Genomic DNA, 17,329 nt, shown 5'->3' on the forward strand with positions numbered 1-17,329 from the left:
TATTATGACTTACCAAGCGCCTTATAAAGACATGCAGTTGCTGGTAGCTCAAGCGTATCAGCAGCATGGACTCGATAAGTTGGAATCATTAGAAGGGTTTGATACTGATCTGGCGAATGCGGTAATGGAAGAAGCAGCGAAGTTCGCTTCCGGTGTGCTGGCGCCGTTGAATCAAGTTGGCGATGTTCAAGGTTGTCGATTTGAAGAGGGCAAGGTAATAACGCCAGATGGCTGGAAAGACGCGTATCGGCAATTTTCTGAATCTGGCTGGATCGGTTTAGCTTTGCCCGAAACGTTTGGTGGACAAGGTTTACCGAAATACATTGCGCAACCGGTGAATGAAATGTGGCTGTCGGCCAATTTGGCATTCGTTATGTTTCAGGCGCTGGCGCAAGGTGGCTCGGAGATTCTCTTGAAATTTGCGAGTGAGTCTTTGCAAGCACGTTATTTACCTAACATTGTTTCTGGCGCATGGTCGGTGGCAATGGCACTGACCGAACCAAACGCTGGATCGGATTTGGGTGCGTTGACGACCAAGGCGCTTGCGCAAGACGATGGTACTTATAAGATCAAAGGCCAGAAGATTTTTATCACCTATGGTGATCATGATTTGACCGATAATATTGCCCATTTAGTAATGGCAAGAACGCCAGATGCGCCCGCAGGCAGTCGCGGTATTTCTCTGTTCATTGTGCCGAAATATCGTGTGAATCCAGACGGTTCAATAGGTGGTTTTAACGATGTGTGTTGTACGGGCATTGAGCACAAAATGGGCTTGCATGGCAGCCCAACTTGTTCGATCAGTTACGGTGAAAAAGACGAATGTGTTGGGGAATTGGTCGGCGAATTAAATCAAGGCTTGATGGCGATGTTCGTTCTGATGAACGAAGCACGGCTAAGTTGTGGATTACAAGGCGTGGCGCTTGGCGAGTTGGGTTATCAATCAGCATTAGAATACGCCAAAGAGCGTACGCAAGGTACGAATGAAAAAGGCGAGCGCGTCGCGATAATTGAACACCCAGACGTTAAGCGAATGTTATTAGACATGCGCTCTGAAACCTTTGCATTGCGCTCGTTAGGCTATCAAATCGCAGCGCAAATCGATTTGGCTGACAGTAACCAAAATACAGCGCTTCACGCTCGCATTGCCTTGTTAACGCCAATCTTTAAAGCGTTTGCCACAGAGCGAGCCAATGTGATGGCGGGTCAAGTGGTGCAGGTATTTGGCGGCATGGGTTTTGTTGAAGAAACCGGTGTTGCACAGATTATGCGAGATGCGCGAATTACGACGATTTACGAAGGCACAACGGGTATTCAAGCGCGAGACTTGTTGATGCGTAAGGTACGTGGTGATAATGGTCAGGCGTTAAGCGCTTTGTTAGATGACATTGATGATCAAGCAAAAGACTTAGTCGCGGATTCGGATTTGACTGGTATTGCTCATGAGACACGCCATGTTGTCTCGACGATGCGGCAATTACTCGATACTTATTTGTTAACAAAACAAGATGACCTAACGGCGCTTCATGGCATTTCGGTGCCATTTTTAGAGGCGATGGGCACTCTGTGTTGTGCTTGGCAGTTAATGAATACGCTTGCTTTGATGACTGAATCTGATGAGATTGATAAAGCTTATCATCGTAATTTAATTGCTATGGTGCAGTTTTATGGTGCCTTTCGTTTGCCTACAGCAATGGCGGCCTTGCAAACAGTGGAGTCGAAATCGTTAGGCTTACAAGAGTATGTTTTTTAAAGGCAGTGAATTCGCCGAATGAAATGGCTAAGCGTCATGAAATGGAAAGGCGTCATGAAATACATCGCTGTATTTCAATGTGAGAATAAAAATAATATTGCTGGTGGTGTTTGTCCATCGGCCACAATCACAACACTAACCGCACAACAATAATTATGGCGGTTTGAGGAGTAGAAAATGAACGCAGGATTTCACCCTATAAAAGTGGTCGCTCATCCCATTGAAGTAATAAAACATGACGCGGGTGTGCAGATTATAAACAGCCAGAAGCCGCTTGATGATTTTGCACGTTGTTGGACAGACCGGCTGGAATACTGGGCGAAAGAAGCGCCAGAGCGTGTGTTTGTCGCACAACGTAATGAGAAAGGAGAGTGGGATAATATTACCTATTCTCAAGCGGTAGTCCGTGTTCGTAACATTGCTTCTTGGCTTTTAACTCAACCCGTTTCGGCTGAACGCCCTATAGTATTTCTTTGCGGAAACAGTGTTGAGCATCTAATGCTGGCGTTGGCAGGCATGTATGTTGGCGTTGCCCATTCACCACTGTCGCCTGCTTATTCTTTGATTGCGACGGATTATTCTAAGCTGCAAGGCATCTTTGATATTTTGACGCCGGGTATGATTGTTGTGGATGAATTGGCGCCATATGAAAAGGCGATCAATGCCGTTTGTCACGATACGGACATTCCAGTTGTGGTGATCAAAGGCGATACGATACCGCAGATAATTTCCAACCCAACCATGTCGTTTCAATCCTCTTTAAACCATCCCGTGTCGACACAAGTGGATATTGAAAACGCTAAGGTCGACGGCGATACCGTTGCTAAAATACTGTTCACGTCTGGTACCACTGGCATGCCGAAAGGGGTGATTAACACTCAGCGCATGATTTGTGCGAACCAAGTGATGATTCATCAGGTGATGCAGTTTTTGAAAGATCAACCGCCGATTATGGTCGATTGGCTTCCTTGGAACCACACGTTTGGTGGTAACCATAATGTTGGTATTGCGTTATACAACGGTGGAAGTCTTTATTTAGACGATGGCAAGCCAACCGAAAAATTGTTTGGTAAAACATTACAAAACCTCGCCGAAGTTTCCCCTACGGTGTATTTCAATGTACCAAAAGGTTTCGAATTGCTGGTGAAAAGCTTAAAAGCGGATCACGAATTAGCCACGAAGTTTTTCTCTCGTTTGCAGTTTACCTTTTTTGCGGCCGCGGGCTTAGCCCAGCATATTTGGGATGATCTTGATGCGTTGGCGATTCAATACACTGGGAAGAAGATTCCCATGCTGACGGGGCTTGGTTGCACCGAAACGGCGCCTTCTGCGACATTTGCATCGGTTGAAGAATCTACGTCCGGAGTGATCGGTGTGCCAGCACCAGGCGTGTCAATTAAGTTGGTGCCAAACGAAGGCAAGTTGGAAGCGCGAGTCAAGGCTGTCACGGTGATGCCGGGTTATTGGCGACAACCAGAGTTGTCTGCAAAAGCGTTTGATGAAGACGGTTACTATTGTTTGGGGGATGCGTTTGCGTATTTGGATGAAAAAGCACCGCAGCGAGGCTTTCGTTTCGATGGCCGTGTGTCGGAAGATTTTAAATTAGACAGTGGCACGTGGGTCAGCGCAGGAACCTTGCGAGCGAAGTTTATCAGTGCATTTGCGCCTTTCGTACAAGACGCGGTGTTGTGTGGAACAAACCGTAGTTACATTACTGCGATGGTGTTTCCTGACTGGACTCATTGTAGAACACTCTTGCCTGATGACCTTGAAATTAGCAATGAAGCACTTGTTGAACACCCTATGGTTGTCAACGCGTTCAGACAAAAATTGGCGGATTTCACTAAGCAAAGTACAGGTGGCTCCACCGTGGTTACTCGTATTGTGTTGCAAGCAATGCCACCCAGTATCAATCACCATGAAGTGACTGATAAAGGTTCTTTGAACCAACGTGCCGTTCAGACTCACCGTAAAGATCAAGAGGAATTGCTCTATCAAGAACCTATAGCCAAGCAGGTTATTGCTTTATAACGGAGGATTTCTTATATGTTTAGTAATGAGAGGCACCAGAAAATCGAGTGGGGGGATTGTGACCCCGCTGATATTGTTTTCTACCCTCGCTATTTTGCCTTTTTTGATGCGTCGACAGGGGCTCTTTTTGAAGCGATGGGCTATTCCTTAAAACATATTCGCGATGAATTAGGTGATGTTGGTTGGCCAATGCTAAATACCGGCTCGACGTTTTTTAAACCGTCTAAATATGGTGATAACGTCATCATAAAAAGCGAATTCACAACGGTGGGGCGAGCAAGTTTTGGCATCCGTCATCAACTTTTTAACGATGGTGATCTTGCTGTTGAGTGCTTGGAAAAACGTGTATGGGCTTGCCTAAATGCATCAGGGACGTTGACGTCAAAAGTGATCCCCAATGAGATTAGAGCTCGTATGCTGAGCCAAGATTAGGTCTATAGAAAAGGAATAAGATGAAAATACTAGTGGGCGTTAAACGTGTCATTGATTACAACGTCAAAGTGCGTGTCAAAGCTGATCAAAGCAATGTGGATTTAACGAATGTCAAAATTTCGATGAATCCTTTTTGTGAAATTGCCGTTGAAGAAGCGATTCGTCTTAAAGAGGCTGGTGTCGCTTCCGAAGTGATAGTAATGAGTGTGGGAACGAGTCAAAGCCAAGAGCAACTTCGTAATGCGTTGGCGCTTGGGGCGGATCGGGCCATTTTAGTTAGTACTGAGGGTGATGTAGAGCCGCTAAATGTCGCGAAGGTTTTTGCTGCGGTGATGAAAAAAGAACAACCAGGATTAGTCATTCTGGGTAAGCAATCTATCGACTCGGATAATAATCAAGTAGGGCAGATGCTGGCAGCGCTCACCAAGCGTCCACAGGGAACTTTTGCTTCTAAGCTTGTTGTCGATGGTGATAGCGCTTTAGTGACTCGTGAAGTTGATGGTGGTTTGCGTACGGTTGCTCTTACTTTGCCGGCGATTGTCACGACGGATTTGCGTTTGAACGAACCTCGTTATGCTAAATTACCCGATATTATGAAGGCGAAACGTAAGCCTCTAGAAATGATGTCTTTTACGGATCTTGGGGTGACACAAAAAGTACATTACAGATTAGATAAGGTAGAAGCACCAGCGATTCGAAGTGCTGGAGTTAAAGTGACTTCAGTGGACGAATTGATGAGTAAACTAAAAGACGAAGCAAAGGTGATTTGATGACAATTTTATTGATAGCGGAACACAATTCAAACACGCTTGCGTCTTCTACTTTATCGGCGTTAACTGCCGCTCAAGCCATGGGTAATGACGTACATATTTTAGTAGCAGGAAAAGATATTGACACTGTTGTTCATGAGGCTGCAAAAGCATTTGGTGTGAGCAAAGTACTTTGCGCAGAGGCTGAAGTTTATGAACAGGCTTTGGCAGAGCCAATGGCTGATTTAGTTGTCCATCTCTGCACAGCGTATTCTCATATTATTGCGCCATCTAATTCTGAATCTAAAGACTTTATGCCAAGAGTGGCCGCTTTATTAGATGTGGGTCAGGTATCGGATATTTGCGATGTATTGGCGGCGGATCAATTTAAACGTCCTATTTATGCCGGTAATGCTATTACGACGGTGACTGTATTAGACGAAAAAAAAGTCATAACGGTTCGTGCGTCTTCTTTTGATGAACAGATTCAACAGAGTGAACAAGTTTGCGCCATTTTGCCTGTTAATTTCATTGCAAAAAATACTTTATCTGAATGGAAAAAAGATGACATTACACAATCGGAGCGACCAGAACTCTCTAGTGCTCGTTGTATTGTTTCTGGTGGTCGAGGAGTGGGCAGCAATGAAAGCTTTGCATTAGTTGAGGCATTGGCCGATAAGTTGAATGCGGCCGTTGGCGCTTCTCGTGCGGCGGTTGACGCTGGCTTTGTATCGAATAATTTACAGATTGGACAGACAGGTAAAATTGTTGCACCAGATTTGTATATGGCGTTTGGTATTTCTGGCGCCATACAGCATTTGGCTGGAATGAAAGATTCTAAGGTGATTGTTGCGGTAAACAAAGACGAAGAAGCGCCCATTTTCCAAATCGCTGATTATGGATTGGTAGGAGACCTTTTTACCGTGTTGCCTGAACTTACTGAGAAGCTCTAATAAAAGGCGGCTGAAACACGGGAATAAATATAACCGGGCCTAGGCTCGGTTTTTTTTGCGTTATAGTTTACTTTATTTGGTTTGAGAGCACTGTTCAATAATACGCTTTGCGCTGATCACCAAAAAGCTAAAAACAGTAATGGCTAGAGCGGTAAGGTGAAAAAAATCACCGAATAAAAAGCTTTCCATATTGATTCCTCTAGTAAATATTCTAATTATTATTTTATTTAATAAAAGCACAGAGTCTTCAGTTCGTCCACACTATTTGCTATTTTCGATGTTTTTTAGACGTTAACTTTGCAGTGTTGAAAGGTCTGGAATATAGAGTAAGTAACGTTATTGGCATATAGTGTTTGCGTTGTTAAAGGCGTCAGATCTCGTCAGTAATAAGTCTACTTACTTATCAAAAATAGAGAGTAAGCTTTTCTATTTTTATGGTGAATTTGTCTGCTCTTGTCTCATTTTTTTATTATCTATGTACTTTAATATTCTATTAAAGATGATCTTTTATATGGTGCAGATTGTCTATAGGGGCGGCCGTTACTCATGATTCGTCCTTTGCTTATTCTACGTTTATTGGCGATGCCGTGCTTATGGATGAGTGTGGTGCAATTCACTTTTGGCGAGTTGTCTTTTATGTGGTTTAAGGATGAAGTCCAGCATGCTTTCATCACTCCTGCCGCGATTACTTTCACCCTGTCTTTGGCGTTTTTATTTGGGTTTAAAAAATACCCCTTACCCTCCGTTAATATTCGAGAAGCGATGCTGTTTGCCAGCTTAACTTGGTTGATTGTTGGCATATTGGGTGCTGTTCCTATCATTACGATAACGCAGGTTTCTTTTACAGATGGTGTATTTGAATCCATTAGTGCGTTGACCACCACTGGCGCGACGATGTTGTCGGGTTTGGATGACATGCCGCCCACTTTTTTGATGTATCGTCAGTTTCTGCAGTGGATGGGCGGCCTTGGCGTTGTTATCTTTGTGGTGGCTATTCTTCCTATGCTGAACATCGGTGGTATGCGTTTGCTGAAAGCGGAAACGCCTGGCCCCATCAAAGACGACAAACTATCCCCACGAATATCTAATACGACGCATTATTTATGGATGGTGTATTTGGTCATTACAGGGTTGTGTGCGGTGTCTTATTATTTTGCTGGCATGTCGGCGTTTGATGCGATTGGACACAGTTTTACCACCGTATCTACTGGAGGTTTTTCAACTCATGATGCCAGTATGGGGTATTTCAAAAGTCCGCTTATTCTGTGGATCTGCAACCTGTTTATGGTGCTTGGTGCGGTAAACTTTGCTTTGCATTATCGTGTTTATATTGCACGCAGCATGATTTTGTACTGGAAAGACGAAGAGGCTCGCACTTTTTTGAAAATTATTGCTTTTGTAACGCTCATTTTAGCCTTACTTCTTTTCCAAACGGATACAGAAAAAGGGCTCTGGATCACCATTACTCAGACTTTATTTCATGTTATTTCTTTTATTACTAGCACGGGATATGCCGCAACGGATTTTGGCGCGTGGCCTGCGGTGACGTCGATTATTTTGATTTTTGTTGGCTACATTGGTGGTTGCGCTGGCTCGACGGCAGGTGGTAACAAGGTCATTCGAAATATTATTTCATTTAAATCGATTGGTTTGGAAATTAAACGCTTAGTGCGTCCAAATGGTGTGTTTTCGATTAAGTTACAGGGGCGAATGATTAGTGATGATGTACGTCATTCGGTTATGGGGTTCATGTGTCTTGCGGCTATGGTGACGGTTTTATTTACGGTGTTGTTAATGATGACAGGCATGAGCTTTATGGCGTCTTTGAGTGCTACTGCTGCGTGTTTGAATGTACTTGGACCTGGCTTTGCAGAGCTTGGTAACAACTTTTCTCCGCTTAGCGATACGGGGACTTGGTTGATGAGTTTCGCGATGATTTTAGGGCGTCTAGAATACTTTACGGTGCTTGTGTTGTTTTTTCCGGTTTTTTGGCGTCATTAAGCTTACTAAATCAGAATTATTAAACAGCGTACGGTTATCAATATGACAACAAGCGTACGCTGTTTATTAGTTAACTCGCAGAAATCGCAATGTTGTTGCTTTCTTCTTCGTATGCTTCTAGTTCGATAGCAATACTTTTTGATGTTGGCGTGTTGCTAAATTCTCCATGACTATCGAGAGGCACCAATGGATTGGTTTCTGGGTAGTAAGCTGCAATGTTTCCAGCTGGAATGCTATAAGGCACGAGTTTAAATCCGTTGACTTTTCGTTCTACACCATCGTCCCATATTGAGCGTAATGTCACACTTTGGCCTTCTTCAAATCCTAAACGCTGTATGTCTGCGGGATTAATAAATACCACCTTACGCTCACCTTTAATACCACGGTATCGATCGTCCATTCCATAGATGGTGGTGTTGTATTGGTCGTGTGAACGAAGCGTTTGCATGATCAGTGTTTTGTCTGACAACAAGTCTTGTGCACGCTTAGGTAAAATGGATTCAGGCAGTATGTGCGTGTGCAAAATGGCTTTGTTCGAGGGGGTTGTCCACTTTCTTTCTCTTGCGCTATTACCCAAGTAAAAACCGCCAGCTTGTAAGATGCGTTGATTGAAGTCGGTGAATCCCGGTATGACGGCTGCGATATGGTCACGAATAATATCGTAGTCGCTTACGGCTTCCATCCAGTCAATCGGGACGTTCCCTAATGTGGCGGCGGCGATTCCTGCAATGATGGCAGGCTCAGATTTTTGTTCTTTCGTTAATGGCTCTAAGACGCCACCAGAAGCGTGGATCATACTGAATGAATCTTCGACGGTGACTTTTTGTTGGCCTTTTGTTTGGTGGTCGATGTCGGTACGGCCAAGGCAAGGTAAGATAATCGCTTCTGTACCAGTAATAAGGTGTGATCTATTGAGTTTGGTGCTGATCTGTACTGTGAGTTGGCATTTTTTTAACGCCTGCTCTGTGGCTTGGGTATCTGGTGTGGCAGCGGCGAAATTACCGCCTAGCGCGATAAAGACACCGACTTTTCCGTCGCGCATTGCACGTATGGTATCCACAACGGCCAAACCATGCTTTTGTGGCGGTGTGAAGTGGAAGCGTTTTTCTAACGCATCAAGAAAGGCTTGAGAAGGACACTCGTTGATGCCCATGGTTCGGTCTCCTTGCACATTACTGTGGCCTCGAACAGGACAGGTTCCGGCGCCGGGCTTACCTAAGTTGCCTCGCAATGTCAGTAAATTGACTATCTCATGTATGGTCGCAACGGAATGGTGATGCTGAGTAATGCCCATCGCCCATGTAATGATGACGCTGTTGGCGTTTGCATAGACGTTTGCGGCGTGCGTGATTTCTTCTTTTGTTAGGCCGGATTGTTTAATGATGTCTGGCCAGGAGGTTTGTTTAACCTGCTCTAAGTAGGCGTCTACACCTTGTGTGTGCTCATTGATGAAATCGTGGTCAAAAACGGCTTTGCCTTGTTGCTGGGCGGCTTCTTCTAAATCGATAAGCACTTTTACCATGCCGCGAACCACGGCCATATCACCGCCAATTTTTGGACAAAAATAGCCAGTGGTGGTTGGCTGAGAGCCATTGGTTAGCATTTCAATAGGATTTTGAGGGTTCTGGAAGCGTTCTAAACCGCGTTCACGCAGGGTATTAAAACTTAGTAATTGCGCCCCCCGCTTTACGACTTCTTTTAGTGTTTCTAGCATACGAGGATGGTTTGTACCCGGATTCTGACCGAAGACAAAGACGGCGTCGGTGTGTTCGAAATCGTCTATTTCAACCGTACCTTTACCAATGCCAATGCTGCTGGTTAATGCGTAACCGCTGGCTTCGTGACACATGTTTGAGCAATCTGGGAAGTTGTTTGTGCCATAGGCGCGAGCAAACAGTTGGTAAAGAAAAGCCGCTTCATTGCTGGCTCGTCCTGATGTATAGAAAGCCACATTATCGGGAGACGACTGGCTTTTTAAGGTGTCGGCAATCTGTTTGTACGCTTGATCCCAAGATATTGGCTCATAGTGATCCGTTTCTCGGTTATAACGCATGGGTTCGGTAAGTCGACCTTGATACTCAAGGAAATAATTACTTTGGGAGTTTAGCCAAGTGACACTGTGTTCTGCCATGAATGCGGCGTCTACTTTACGTGATGTGGCTTCCCAGTTGACGGCTTTAGCACCGTTTTCGCAAAAGCGTATTTTTGCTGGATCGTGTTTTTCTCCCCAAGCGCAGCCCGGGCAATCAAAGCCGTGAGGTTGGTTGGTTTTGAGCAGTGTGTTGATATTTCTAATAGCATTATCACTTTTTAACCAATGTTTCGTTGTGCTTTGTATCGCGCCCCAGCCACCAGCCGGTCCTTTGTAAGGCGTGTAAAAATCAGGCTTTTTACTCATCGTCTGTTCCCTCTAACTGGATTGAAGATGCGAATACTCTAGGCGCATCTTGCTTTGGTAAATGTATCAGTGTCAGCCCGTAATGTTTAGCGAGTTTGACGGCGAGTGTGCTGGGTGACGCTAAATGCACCAGTCTAGAAAGACCTACACGAACGGCTTTCTGAACCAGTTCTGTACTGCATCGACTTGTCATTAAAACGCTATGGTTATGCAAATTTATACCCTGTTGCAGAGCATAGCCAATCACCTTATCAAGCGCATTATGTCGACCTATGTCTTCCATGCAAATAATAGGTTTGCCTTGTGGCGAGATAAGCTGTGCGGCATGAATTGCGCCGGTTTTGTTTCCTAGTATTTGGTATTTGCCTAGGTGTTGTCTTAATGACACTAAAGCCGCTTCTTCTATTGGCTGACTTGAGGGAAGTATAGGAAGTATAGGAATGGCTTGTGCTAGGGATTCTACACCGCATAACCCACAACCCGTTGCACCAAGATGTGTTTGTTTTTTTTGTTTAAATTGAGCGAATCGACGCGGGCTAATGTCTAAATTAATGGCAATGCTTTCAAGGTCTGGTGATGTTTGGGTGAGTTGTATGTCGATATCTCTGATTTCACTGAAATGTTCAATGATGCCTTCACTTCGAGCAAAACCAATAACAAACGCGTCTAAATGAACGGGTGTGACCATCATGACGGCATACGCAATGTCATTAATGCTAATAGCCAATGGTATTTCTTCGACAAGTTCGGCTGATCCAGAAAGTCGCTGTGTGTCTTGAGACAGCTGTATGTCTTCAGGCAAGGTGTCGCAGCGCCCATATGCATGGCGTCGATGGCTGATAAAAGAAAGAGGCGACTGCTGCATAATGTTGAATTCAACGTATAAAAAAGACGAGCTTTATAGTACGTAGAGTGGTCGTAAGCGTCCAATTATTTTGTTCTAGTTTAGGGCATGGAAACGACATGTGGTTTTTGAGGTATGTTTGTACAATAAACAAGTCGTTTTTAGGCAGGTTACAAGGGGGTAAGTATTTCTTTAGATACAAAAATACCGTATCCTAGCCCGAAAATTTAAGCTTCAAATGCCTTTTTCGTATTGGTTTTGTAAAACACTAGGTGAAAAGGGTATGGACTGTGATTTTTTGCACTCCAACAGTGGCAAGGAAAAAGCACATGTTACAAAGTGTGGTTCTGTTTTTGTCATATATCGAGAATGTATGCGAGCAAAGTATTAGCGCATAGTCAGTTTCTCTGTGATCCACTTTTTGTTTAATGAGTTTTTTATTTATGCAGTTTATTACACGCCTCTCGCGTTGGGCTTTGTCGGGTCCGCGAGCTTGGATATCCATCATTTTTGCCGTTTTTATTGTTTTGCTGTTTGTTTACAACACCCTTGTTACATCCACAGAAAATCCAGAAGACTACACATTACCTAGCGCTAAAAATAAAGCGACTAATAGTAAAAGCGAAGCAGCCGTAAATAAAAATAAACCCAATTCGAATACGGATGAAGATAACAATTACGACTCGTTGGTTACGACTGATCCTCTACAAAACGTTGAGAAAGTCATAGCGCCTATCCCTTCAATAGAATATGTCATTAAATCTGGCGATACTTTAGCGGGTATTTTTGCGAGTTTAGGGTTACCAAGGGAGTCTTTATACGCGGTACTTGAAGCAGATCAAGAATACTTAGTGCTTGAACCCTTGATGCCCAAGGATAAGTTTTCCTTCAAGTTGGATGACGAAGGGCAATTAATTGAGCTCACCCGTATCATTGATATCAGTAAAAGTGTGTCATATGTTCGACACGGTAATGGTGGTTTTAGCTACGAAGAAAATATTAAGCCTATCACTTATAAACATAACGCTATACACAGCAAGATCACTGGAAACTTCTACCTTTCTGCAAAAAAGGTAGGCTTATCGGATACGAATATTTTAATTATTCATGACGTACTCAAAGGGCGAGTAAATTTTCGCAAAGATCTTCGTGCCAACGACGCCTTTAACGTCGTCATTAAAAGCGGCAGTATTGATGGTGTAAAAGTAGGCGAAAACCAACTAGAGGCGTTGGAAATTACAGTTAAAGGGAAAACATACAGTGCTTTTTTACATTCGGATGGTCGGTTTTATGATCTGGATGGCAACAGTTTAACACCTTCCTTATTACGTTGGCCGACTCGTAAGCAATATCGAATCAGCTCGTCATTTAATGCGAATCGTCTGCATCCGATTACGGGGCATCCGGCGCCTCATAACGGCGTTGATTTGGCGACGCCTTCAGGGACAGAGGTGTTGGCAACGGGGGATGGTGTGGTGACTCGCGTAGCGACACACAAATACGCAGGCAAATACGTCGTGGTTGATTATACTGGGCCTTATAGTTCACGATTTCTTCATTTGAGTAAGATATTAGTGAAGAAAGGACAGCAAGTTAAGCGTGGCCAAGTGGTTGCATTATCAGGTAACACTGGGCGAACCACCGGAGCGCATTTGCACTATGAATTGCACGTAAGAGGTCGTCCTGTTAATCCTATGACCACCGATATACCCACAACTCAGTCTATTCCGAAGAGTAAGCGAGCAGAATACAATACTAATGTTGAATACTGGGTAAGTATGATGGCGAGTGAAAAGACATCAGATGATGAGACCACAAAGCGTGCCCAAACAGAACAGTCTGATGTAGAGCAAACATTAGAGTAACGGTAGACATTAGTTTTTAAACGCTAACAATAAAAAGGGCACCTCTTCTTGTGAAGAGATGCCCTTTTTTTATATCACAAATTAAGAGCGCTTGTGCCTACTTACATGTTCTTTTTATAAGACTTGTTCCCGATAACGAAGAGTACTAAGAAAGCTGCGAGACCTATGCACTGAATCCAAAGATCTAGGTTTGGCCACAACATCATAGCGGCTGCAATCAAGGCGATGAGTCGTGAATAGATAGACAATTTATCTTCTAAGTAACCTTCCATAGCGGCAACAAGCGCGTACATTCCAAAGATTCCGAAGAAAGTTAGGTGTAATAGGGTTGCTGTATCACCGCCAATTAACGGCGTATAGGCCATCATAAGCGGAATGATGTAAAGCCCTTTTGCCAGTTTCCATGCTGTTAGCCCCGTTAACATAGGAGGTGTTTTAGCGATGGCAGCAGCTGCAAAGGCGGTTAAACAGACAGGGGGTGTCACGTTACTGTCTTGAGAGAGCCAAAAGATAATCATGTGAGCTGTTACTAAGATCATAGCCACACTTTGTGTGCCCAACGCCTGATCCATTAACATGCTTTTGAAATCTGCTGGAACTTGCGCTAACAAAGCCTCAGCTTGTTCCATTGGCATTCCTTGCGCTAGAGAAGCAATAGCAGAAGGATCAACCAGCATGAAGATGGCGTTAGCAGCATCGGGCAAGCTACCAGAAGCCATCATGTCCAACAGTTGACCTTCCGCGATCAAGTTGAACAGTGCAGGGGCAGACAGGGTTCCCAGTACGATGTAAGACGCGGTGACGGGCAAGCCCATTCCTAAAATCAAAGACGCAATCGCGACGAGGATAATAGTGAAGAAAAGACTGCCGCCAGCCCAATTGGTGATCAAGAGAGAAAAGGTATTACCCACCCCCGTTGTACTTATGACGTTGACGACCAAACCAATGCCGACGAGTAACACGGCCGTAGTCGACATGTTTTTAGCGCCTTGCGCCATGGCGTCGAGTACAGCCGCCGGACCCATTCTGTGCTTGCTTGATAAAAACGAGGCCGCGATAACAGCCAGAATACTGATCCCAGCGGCGTACGTTGGTGTAAACCCTTGAACCAGCAAGGTGACTAAAACCGCCAAAGGGACAATATGGTGCCAGCCACTTTTAAATACTTGTGAGATATTAACCGCATCATCACTTTCTGTGGCAATAACCTTACTGCGTTTGGCTTCTACTCGAACAAAAAAACCAACTGAGAGGAAGTAAAGCAACGCAGGGATGGCGGCGACACTGATAATAGTGACGTACGATACTTGTGTATAAGAGGCCATAATGAAAGCGCCCGCGCCCATCACAGGAGGCATTAATTGCCCACCAGTAGAGGCAGCGGCTTCTACACCAGCAGCAAACCGAGCGGGGAATCCGGCTTTTCGCATCAAAGGAATGGTAATGACGCCAGTGGATACTGTATTGGCAACGGAGGAGCCAGAGACGGAACCCATCAAACCAGAACCCAGTACAGCGACAAAGCCAGGCCCGCCAATCATCTTGCTAGCAAGAGAGCGAGACAGGTCGATAATAAAATCACCAGCCCCTGATTTAACTAAAAATGCACCGAATAAAATAAACATGAAGACAAAGCTCCATGAGATTCGGGAGATAGAACCAAACATACCGTCGGTACTAAAAAAGCTACGATACAACAAGGTTTCAAGACTGAGACCGGGAAAGGCAAACATGCCTCCCAGCCAACTTCCCCATAGCACCACGTAGGTTAATGCGATGATGATAAGTAAAGGGATAAACCAACCGCTTGTTCGGCGAATCAACTCAAGTGACAAAAGGACGGTCACACTGGACACAAGCCAATCGGCATTATTGAAGGTTACACCTCTGGCATAGAGAGCGTCTTCAAAGAAAATAATGTAAAGCACCATGCCTATTAAGGCGAACACAATGGCGCTATCGCATAGCATGGCTATTTTACTGTCTCGCCATTTAGGATTAGCAGGAATAAGTAACGCACATAAGGTACCAAAACCAGCAAAATGGAAGGCTGAAATCCATAGCTCTGGTAAGGTTGCTATGGTGTTGATGTAAATATGAGCAACCGCTAAGAAAATCGAAAGGGTAAATACAAAACGGTTTACCCAAGGTCCAGAACGGTGTTTTGTTTCGAACTCTTCAAGATCAATTTCTTGAGGCGCGGCGGATGGCGATGAAGCAGTCATGGACAAGCTACCTTTGTGTGTACAAAAAACGAGTTGAGCAAGGTGCGCCGTACGAAAGTACGGCGCTAGAACGAGTATAAAAAGATTACTGTGCGATTAGGCGAGCAGGGATGCTAATGCCGCGTTCACGGTAGTAGCGTGCCGCACCTGGATGCAGTGGGACAGGAAGACCTGCGATGGCTTTTTCAATAGACATTACTGATGTCGCCTTATGAATTGCACTTAAGTAAGGCAAGTTTTCATAAAGAGATTTGGTCAGTTGGTACACATCTTCTTCCAGCAAATTAGCGTTTGTTGCTAAGAAATTAGGTTGAGCGACTGTGTTAATGTCTTTTGTTTGGCCTGGGTATGTATTGGCAGGGATGACATATCGCGTCCACAAATCGTAACTACCGTTGGCTTCTTTGATTTGCTCATCGGTGAAATCCAATACTTTGACTTTGTCACCCATTGAAGCATAAAGACGAGTAACCGCACTGACTGGCACACCTGCTGGTGTATTCATCCCTTCAATGTTGCCGTTTTGCATAGCATCTGCGCTGGCGCCGTAACCCATGTAAGCAAGGCTGAATTTATCAGGGTCAATATTTAAGCCTTTAAGCTGTTGACGACCAGAACCTTCTGTTCCTGAGTTTTTCTTACCGATGGAAAACTTATTATTGCTGCCTTCAAGGGCTTTTAAATCAGCTACCGTTCCTGTTTTTGCTAAATCAGATTTAAGAACAAAATGTTCCACGTTCTGCCAAAGCATAGAAACAGAGCGCAACTCTGTTTGTTTGCCTGAACTTTTAAATGGACCTTCACCGTCCCAAGCCCAAGCACCGTAAAGACCTTGTAAAATAGCGAATTGCGCTTGATCTTCGCGTAGAAGTTTGATGTTCTCACCAGAACCAGCTGAACTAATTGCAGAGACTGACAGCCCGAATTTTGGCTCTAGCTTTACTTTACTCAAGGTTGCAATGGCAACACCGACAGGGTAGTAAGTGCCTCCTGTTGATGCAGTTGCTAAGATATAGCTGCGATTATCGGCGGCTGATGCGCCGGTTGCAGAGATGGCTATTGCCGCAGCGGTAGCGCTGGAAAGAATAGTTTTAGTAACAAATCCCAATTTCATATTATTTTTCTCCGTTAGTGGGGTTAGTACTATAGCCTATAGCGATTATCGTGCCAAAAATATATCTTATTGATATATATGGATTTTACTTCGTACTATAATTTTCCTTTCTTTTTTTGTACACATATGGGCGGTTTATTGCTTATGGTTGACCTTTCTGTATGAGCAAAAAATAGCTTACGATGTAAGTGAGTAAATACAGTGGTTAACAAGGAATTTTGCACAATGGTGCTTTTTACATGAGCAACAAATGGCCGACGGAATAAAGTGAGTAAGTCATGGAACAAGATCGTAATATTCGTGTTGTATTGTTTGATTTAGGGAATGTCTTGGTCGATTTAGGCAATATTTCTGAAATGCATGCTATGTTGAATACGCAAGGTGAAGAGTCAGAAGTGTGGTTGAAATGGCTGAAGTCACCAACGGTTGCTGCATTTGATTCAGGAAAAATTACGTTTGACTGCTTTGCTGAAAAATTACTTGAAGAGGTTGGCAGCAGCGTGGATAAAGAGGTATTTAAAGCGTCCTTTAAGGCGTGGCCAAAAGGGTTGTTTTCTGGGGCTCTGGCTTTGGTTGATGCCGTTAAACCGGAATATCATCGTGCCATTTTATCCAATACAAATGCTGCCCATTGGCCAAGACTGATGGATGAAATGGGACTTGCGGGTAAATTTCACAGTTATTATGCTTCCCATATGGTGGGTTTTGTTAAGCCCGATGACGCTATTTACCAGCATGTGATTCATAGCTTACAAGTTGCGCCACAGAGCATTTTATTTATCGATGATAATCAAGTGAATATCGACACCGCTAATGCGCTAGGGATGAAGGCATTTAGAGTGAAGGGAATAGATGAAGCACGTCGAGTGCTTGATCAACATGGAGTGTTATCTCATTAATCCGTTTTAGTGAGTTGGCAGCATTGGAATTGCTTGAAGCCTTAATTGCGTTGTTCAGGTATTAA

At 44.2% G+C, this 17,329-nt stretch carries 13 protein-coding genes; 9 read left to right on the forward strand and 4 right to left on the reverse strand.

The window, feature by feature from the left end:
- Positions 1 to 4 precede the first annotated feature (4 nt).
- The 7 genes from MP3633_RS05855 to MP3633_RS05880 all read left to right on the forward strand — a co-directional run bounded on the left by MP3633_RS05855 (position 5) and on the right by MP3633_RS05880 (position 7,919).
- Positions 5 to 1,753 carry an acyl-CoA dehydrogenase family protein gene (locus tag MP3633_RS05855; protein ID WP_176334845.1) on the forward strand — a complete coding sequence of 583 codons (1,749 nt, stop codon included), beginning with the start codon at positions 5 to 7 and terminating at the stop codon, positions 1,751 to 1,753.
- Between the two features lie 18 nt (positions 1,754 to 1,771).
- Positions 1,772 to 1,906 (forward strand): hypothetical protein, encoded by a 135-nt coding sequence (locus tag MP3633_RS19035; protein ID WP_280526405.1) that lies wholly within the window; start codon positions 1,772 to 1,774, stop codon positions 1,904 to 1,906.
- A gap of 24 nt (positions 1,907 to 1,930) precedes the next feature.
- Entirely contained in the window at positions 1,931 to 3,784 is a 1,854-nt protein-coding gene (locus MP3633_RS05860) for a feruloyl-CoA synthase (RefSeq protein WP_176334846.1), read from the forward strand.
- A gap of 15 nt (positions 3,785 to 3,799) precedes the next feature.
- Positions 3,800 to 4,216 (forward strand): acyl-CoA thioesterase, encoded by a 417-nt coding sequence (locus MP3633_RS05865; protein ID WP_112139957.1) that lies wholly within the window; start codon positions 3,800 to 3,802, stop codon positions 4,214 to 4,216.
- A 20-nt stretch (positions 4,217 to 4,236) separates the two neighbouring features.
- Positions 4,237 to 4,986: an electron transfer flavoprotein subunit beta/FixA family protein gene (locus tag MP3633_RS05870; protein WP_176334847.1), complete on the forward strand. Its 750-nt coding sequence runs from the start codon at positions 4,237 to 4,239 to the stop codon at positions 4,984 to 4,986.
- Positions 4,986 to 5,918, forward strand: a complete 933-nt coding sequence (locus tag MP3633_RS05875; protein ID WP_112139953.1) for an electron transfer flavoprotein subunit alpha/FixB family protein — start codon at positions 4,986 to 4,988, stop codon at positions 5,916 to 5,918. Before MP3633_RS05870 ends, MP3633_RS05875 begins: the two co-directional genes overlap by 1 nt.
- A 546-nt stretch (positions 5,919 to 6,464) precedes the next feature.
- A complete protein-coding gene (locus MP3633_RS05880; RefSeq protein ID WP_176334848.1) occupies positions 6,465 to 7,919 on the forward strand; it encodes a TrkH family potassium uptake protein in 1,455 nt (484 codons plus the stop codon).
- A gap of 70 nt (positions 7,920 to 7,989) precedes the next feature.
- Here MP3633_RS05880 and MP3633_RS05885 read toward each other — a convergent pair whose 3' ends face one another.
- Positions 7,990 to 10,317, reverse strand: coding sequence for an FdhF/YdeP family oxidoreductase (locus MP3633_RS05885; RefSeq protein WP_176334849.1), 2,328 nt, complete (start codon positions 10,315 to 10,317; stop codon positions 7,990 to 7,992).
- Complete coding sequence (gene fdhD / locus MP3633_RS05890) at positions 10,310 to 11,182, reverse strand: formate dehydrogenase accessory sulfurtransferase FdhD (protein WP_176334850.1); 873 nt, start codon at positions 11,180 to 11,182, stop codon at positions 10,310 to 10,312. The genes MP3633_RS05885 and fdhD overlap by 8 nt, the downstream gene beginning before the upstream one ends.
- A 422-nt stretch (positions 11,183 to 11,604) precedes the next feature.
- Here fdhD and MP3633_RS05895 point away from each other — a divergent pair, with 422 nt between their 5' ends.
- The gene (locus MP3633_RS05895) at positions 11,605 to 13,026 is read left to right on the forward strand and encodes a peptidoglycan DD-metalloendopeptidase family protein (RefSeq protein WP_244959869.1); all 1,422 of its coding nucleotides are present in this window, start codon (positions 11,605 to 11,607) and stop codon (positions 13,024 to 13,026) included.
- 101 nt (positions 13,027 to 13,127) lie between these two features.
- On the opposite strand, the gene MP3633_RS05900 is transcribed toward MP3633_RS05895, so the two are convergent.
- Entirely contained in the window at positions 13,128 to 15,251 is a 2,124-nt protein-coding gene (locus MP3633_RS05900) for a TRAP transporter permease (protein WP_176334852.1), read from the reverse strand.
- Between the two features lie 85 nt (positions 15,252 to 15,336).
- Positions 15,337 to 16,365, reverse strand: a complete 1,029-nt coding sequence (locus MP3633_RS05905; RefSeq protein ID WP_176334853.1) for a TAXI family TRAP transporter solute-binding subunit — start codon at positions 16,363 to 16,365, stop codon at positions 15,337 to 15,339.
- 278 nt (positions 16,366 to 16,643) lie between these two features.
- Here MP3633_RS05905 and MP3633_RS05910 point away from each other — a divergent pair, with 278 nt between their 5' ends.
- Positions 16,644 to 17,264 (forward strand): HAD family hydrolase, encoded by a 621-nt coding sequence (locus MP3633_RS05910; RefSeq protein WP_176334854.1) that lies wholly within the window; start codon positions 16,644 to 16,646, stop codon positions 17,262 to 17,264.
- Positions 17,265 to 17,329 lie beyond the last annotated feature (65 nt).

This window comes from Marinomonas primoryensis, from assembly GCF_013372285.1.
Lineage (GTDB): Bacteria > Pseudomonadota > Gammaproteobacteria > Pseudomonadales > Marinomonadaceae > Marinomonas > Marinomonas primoryensis.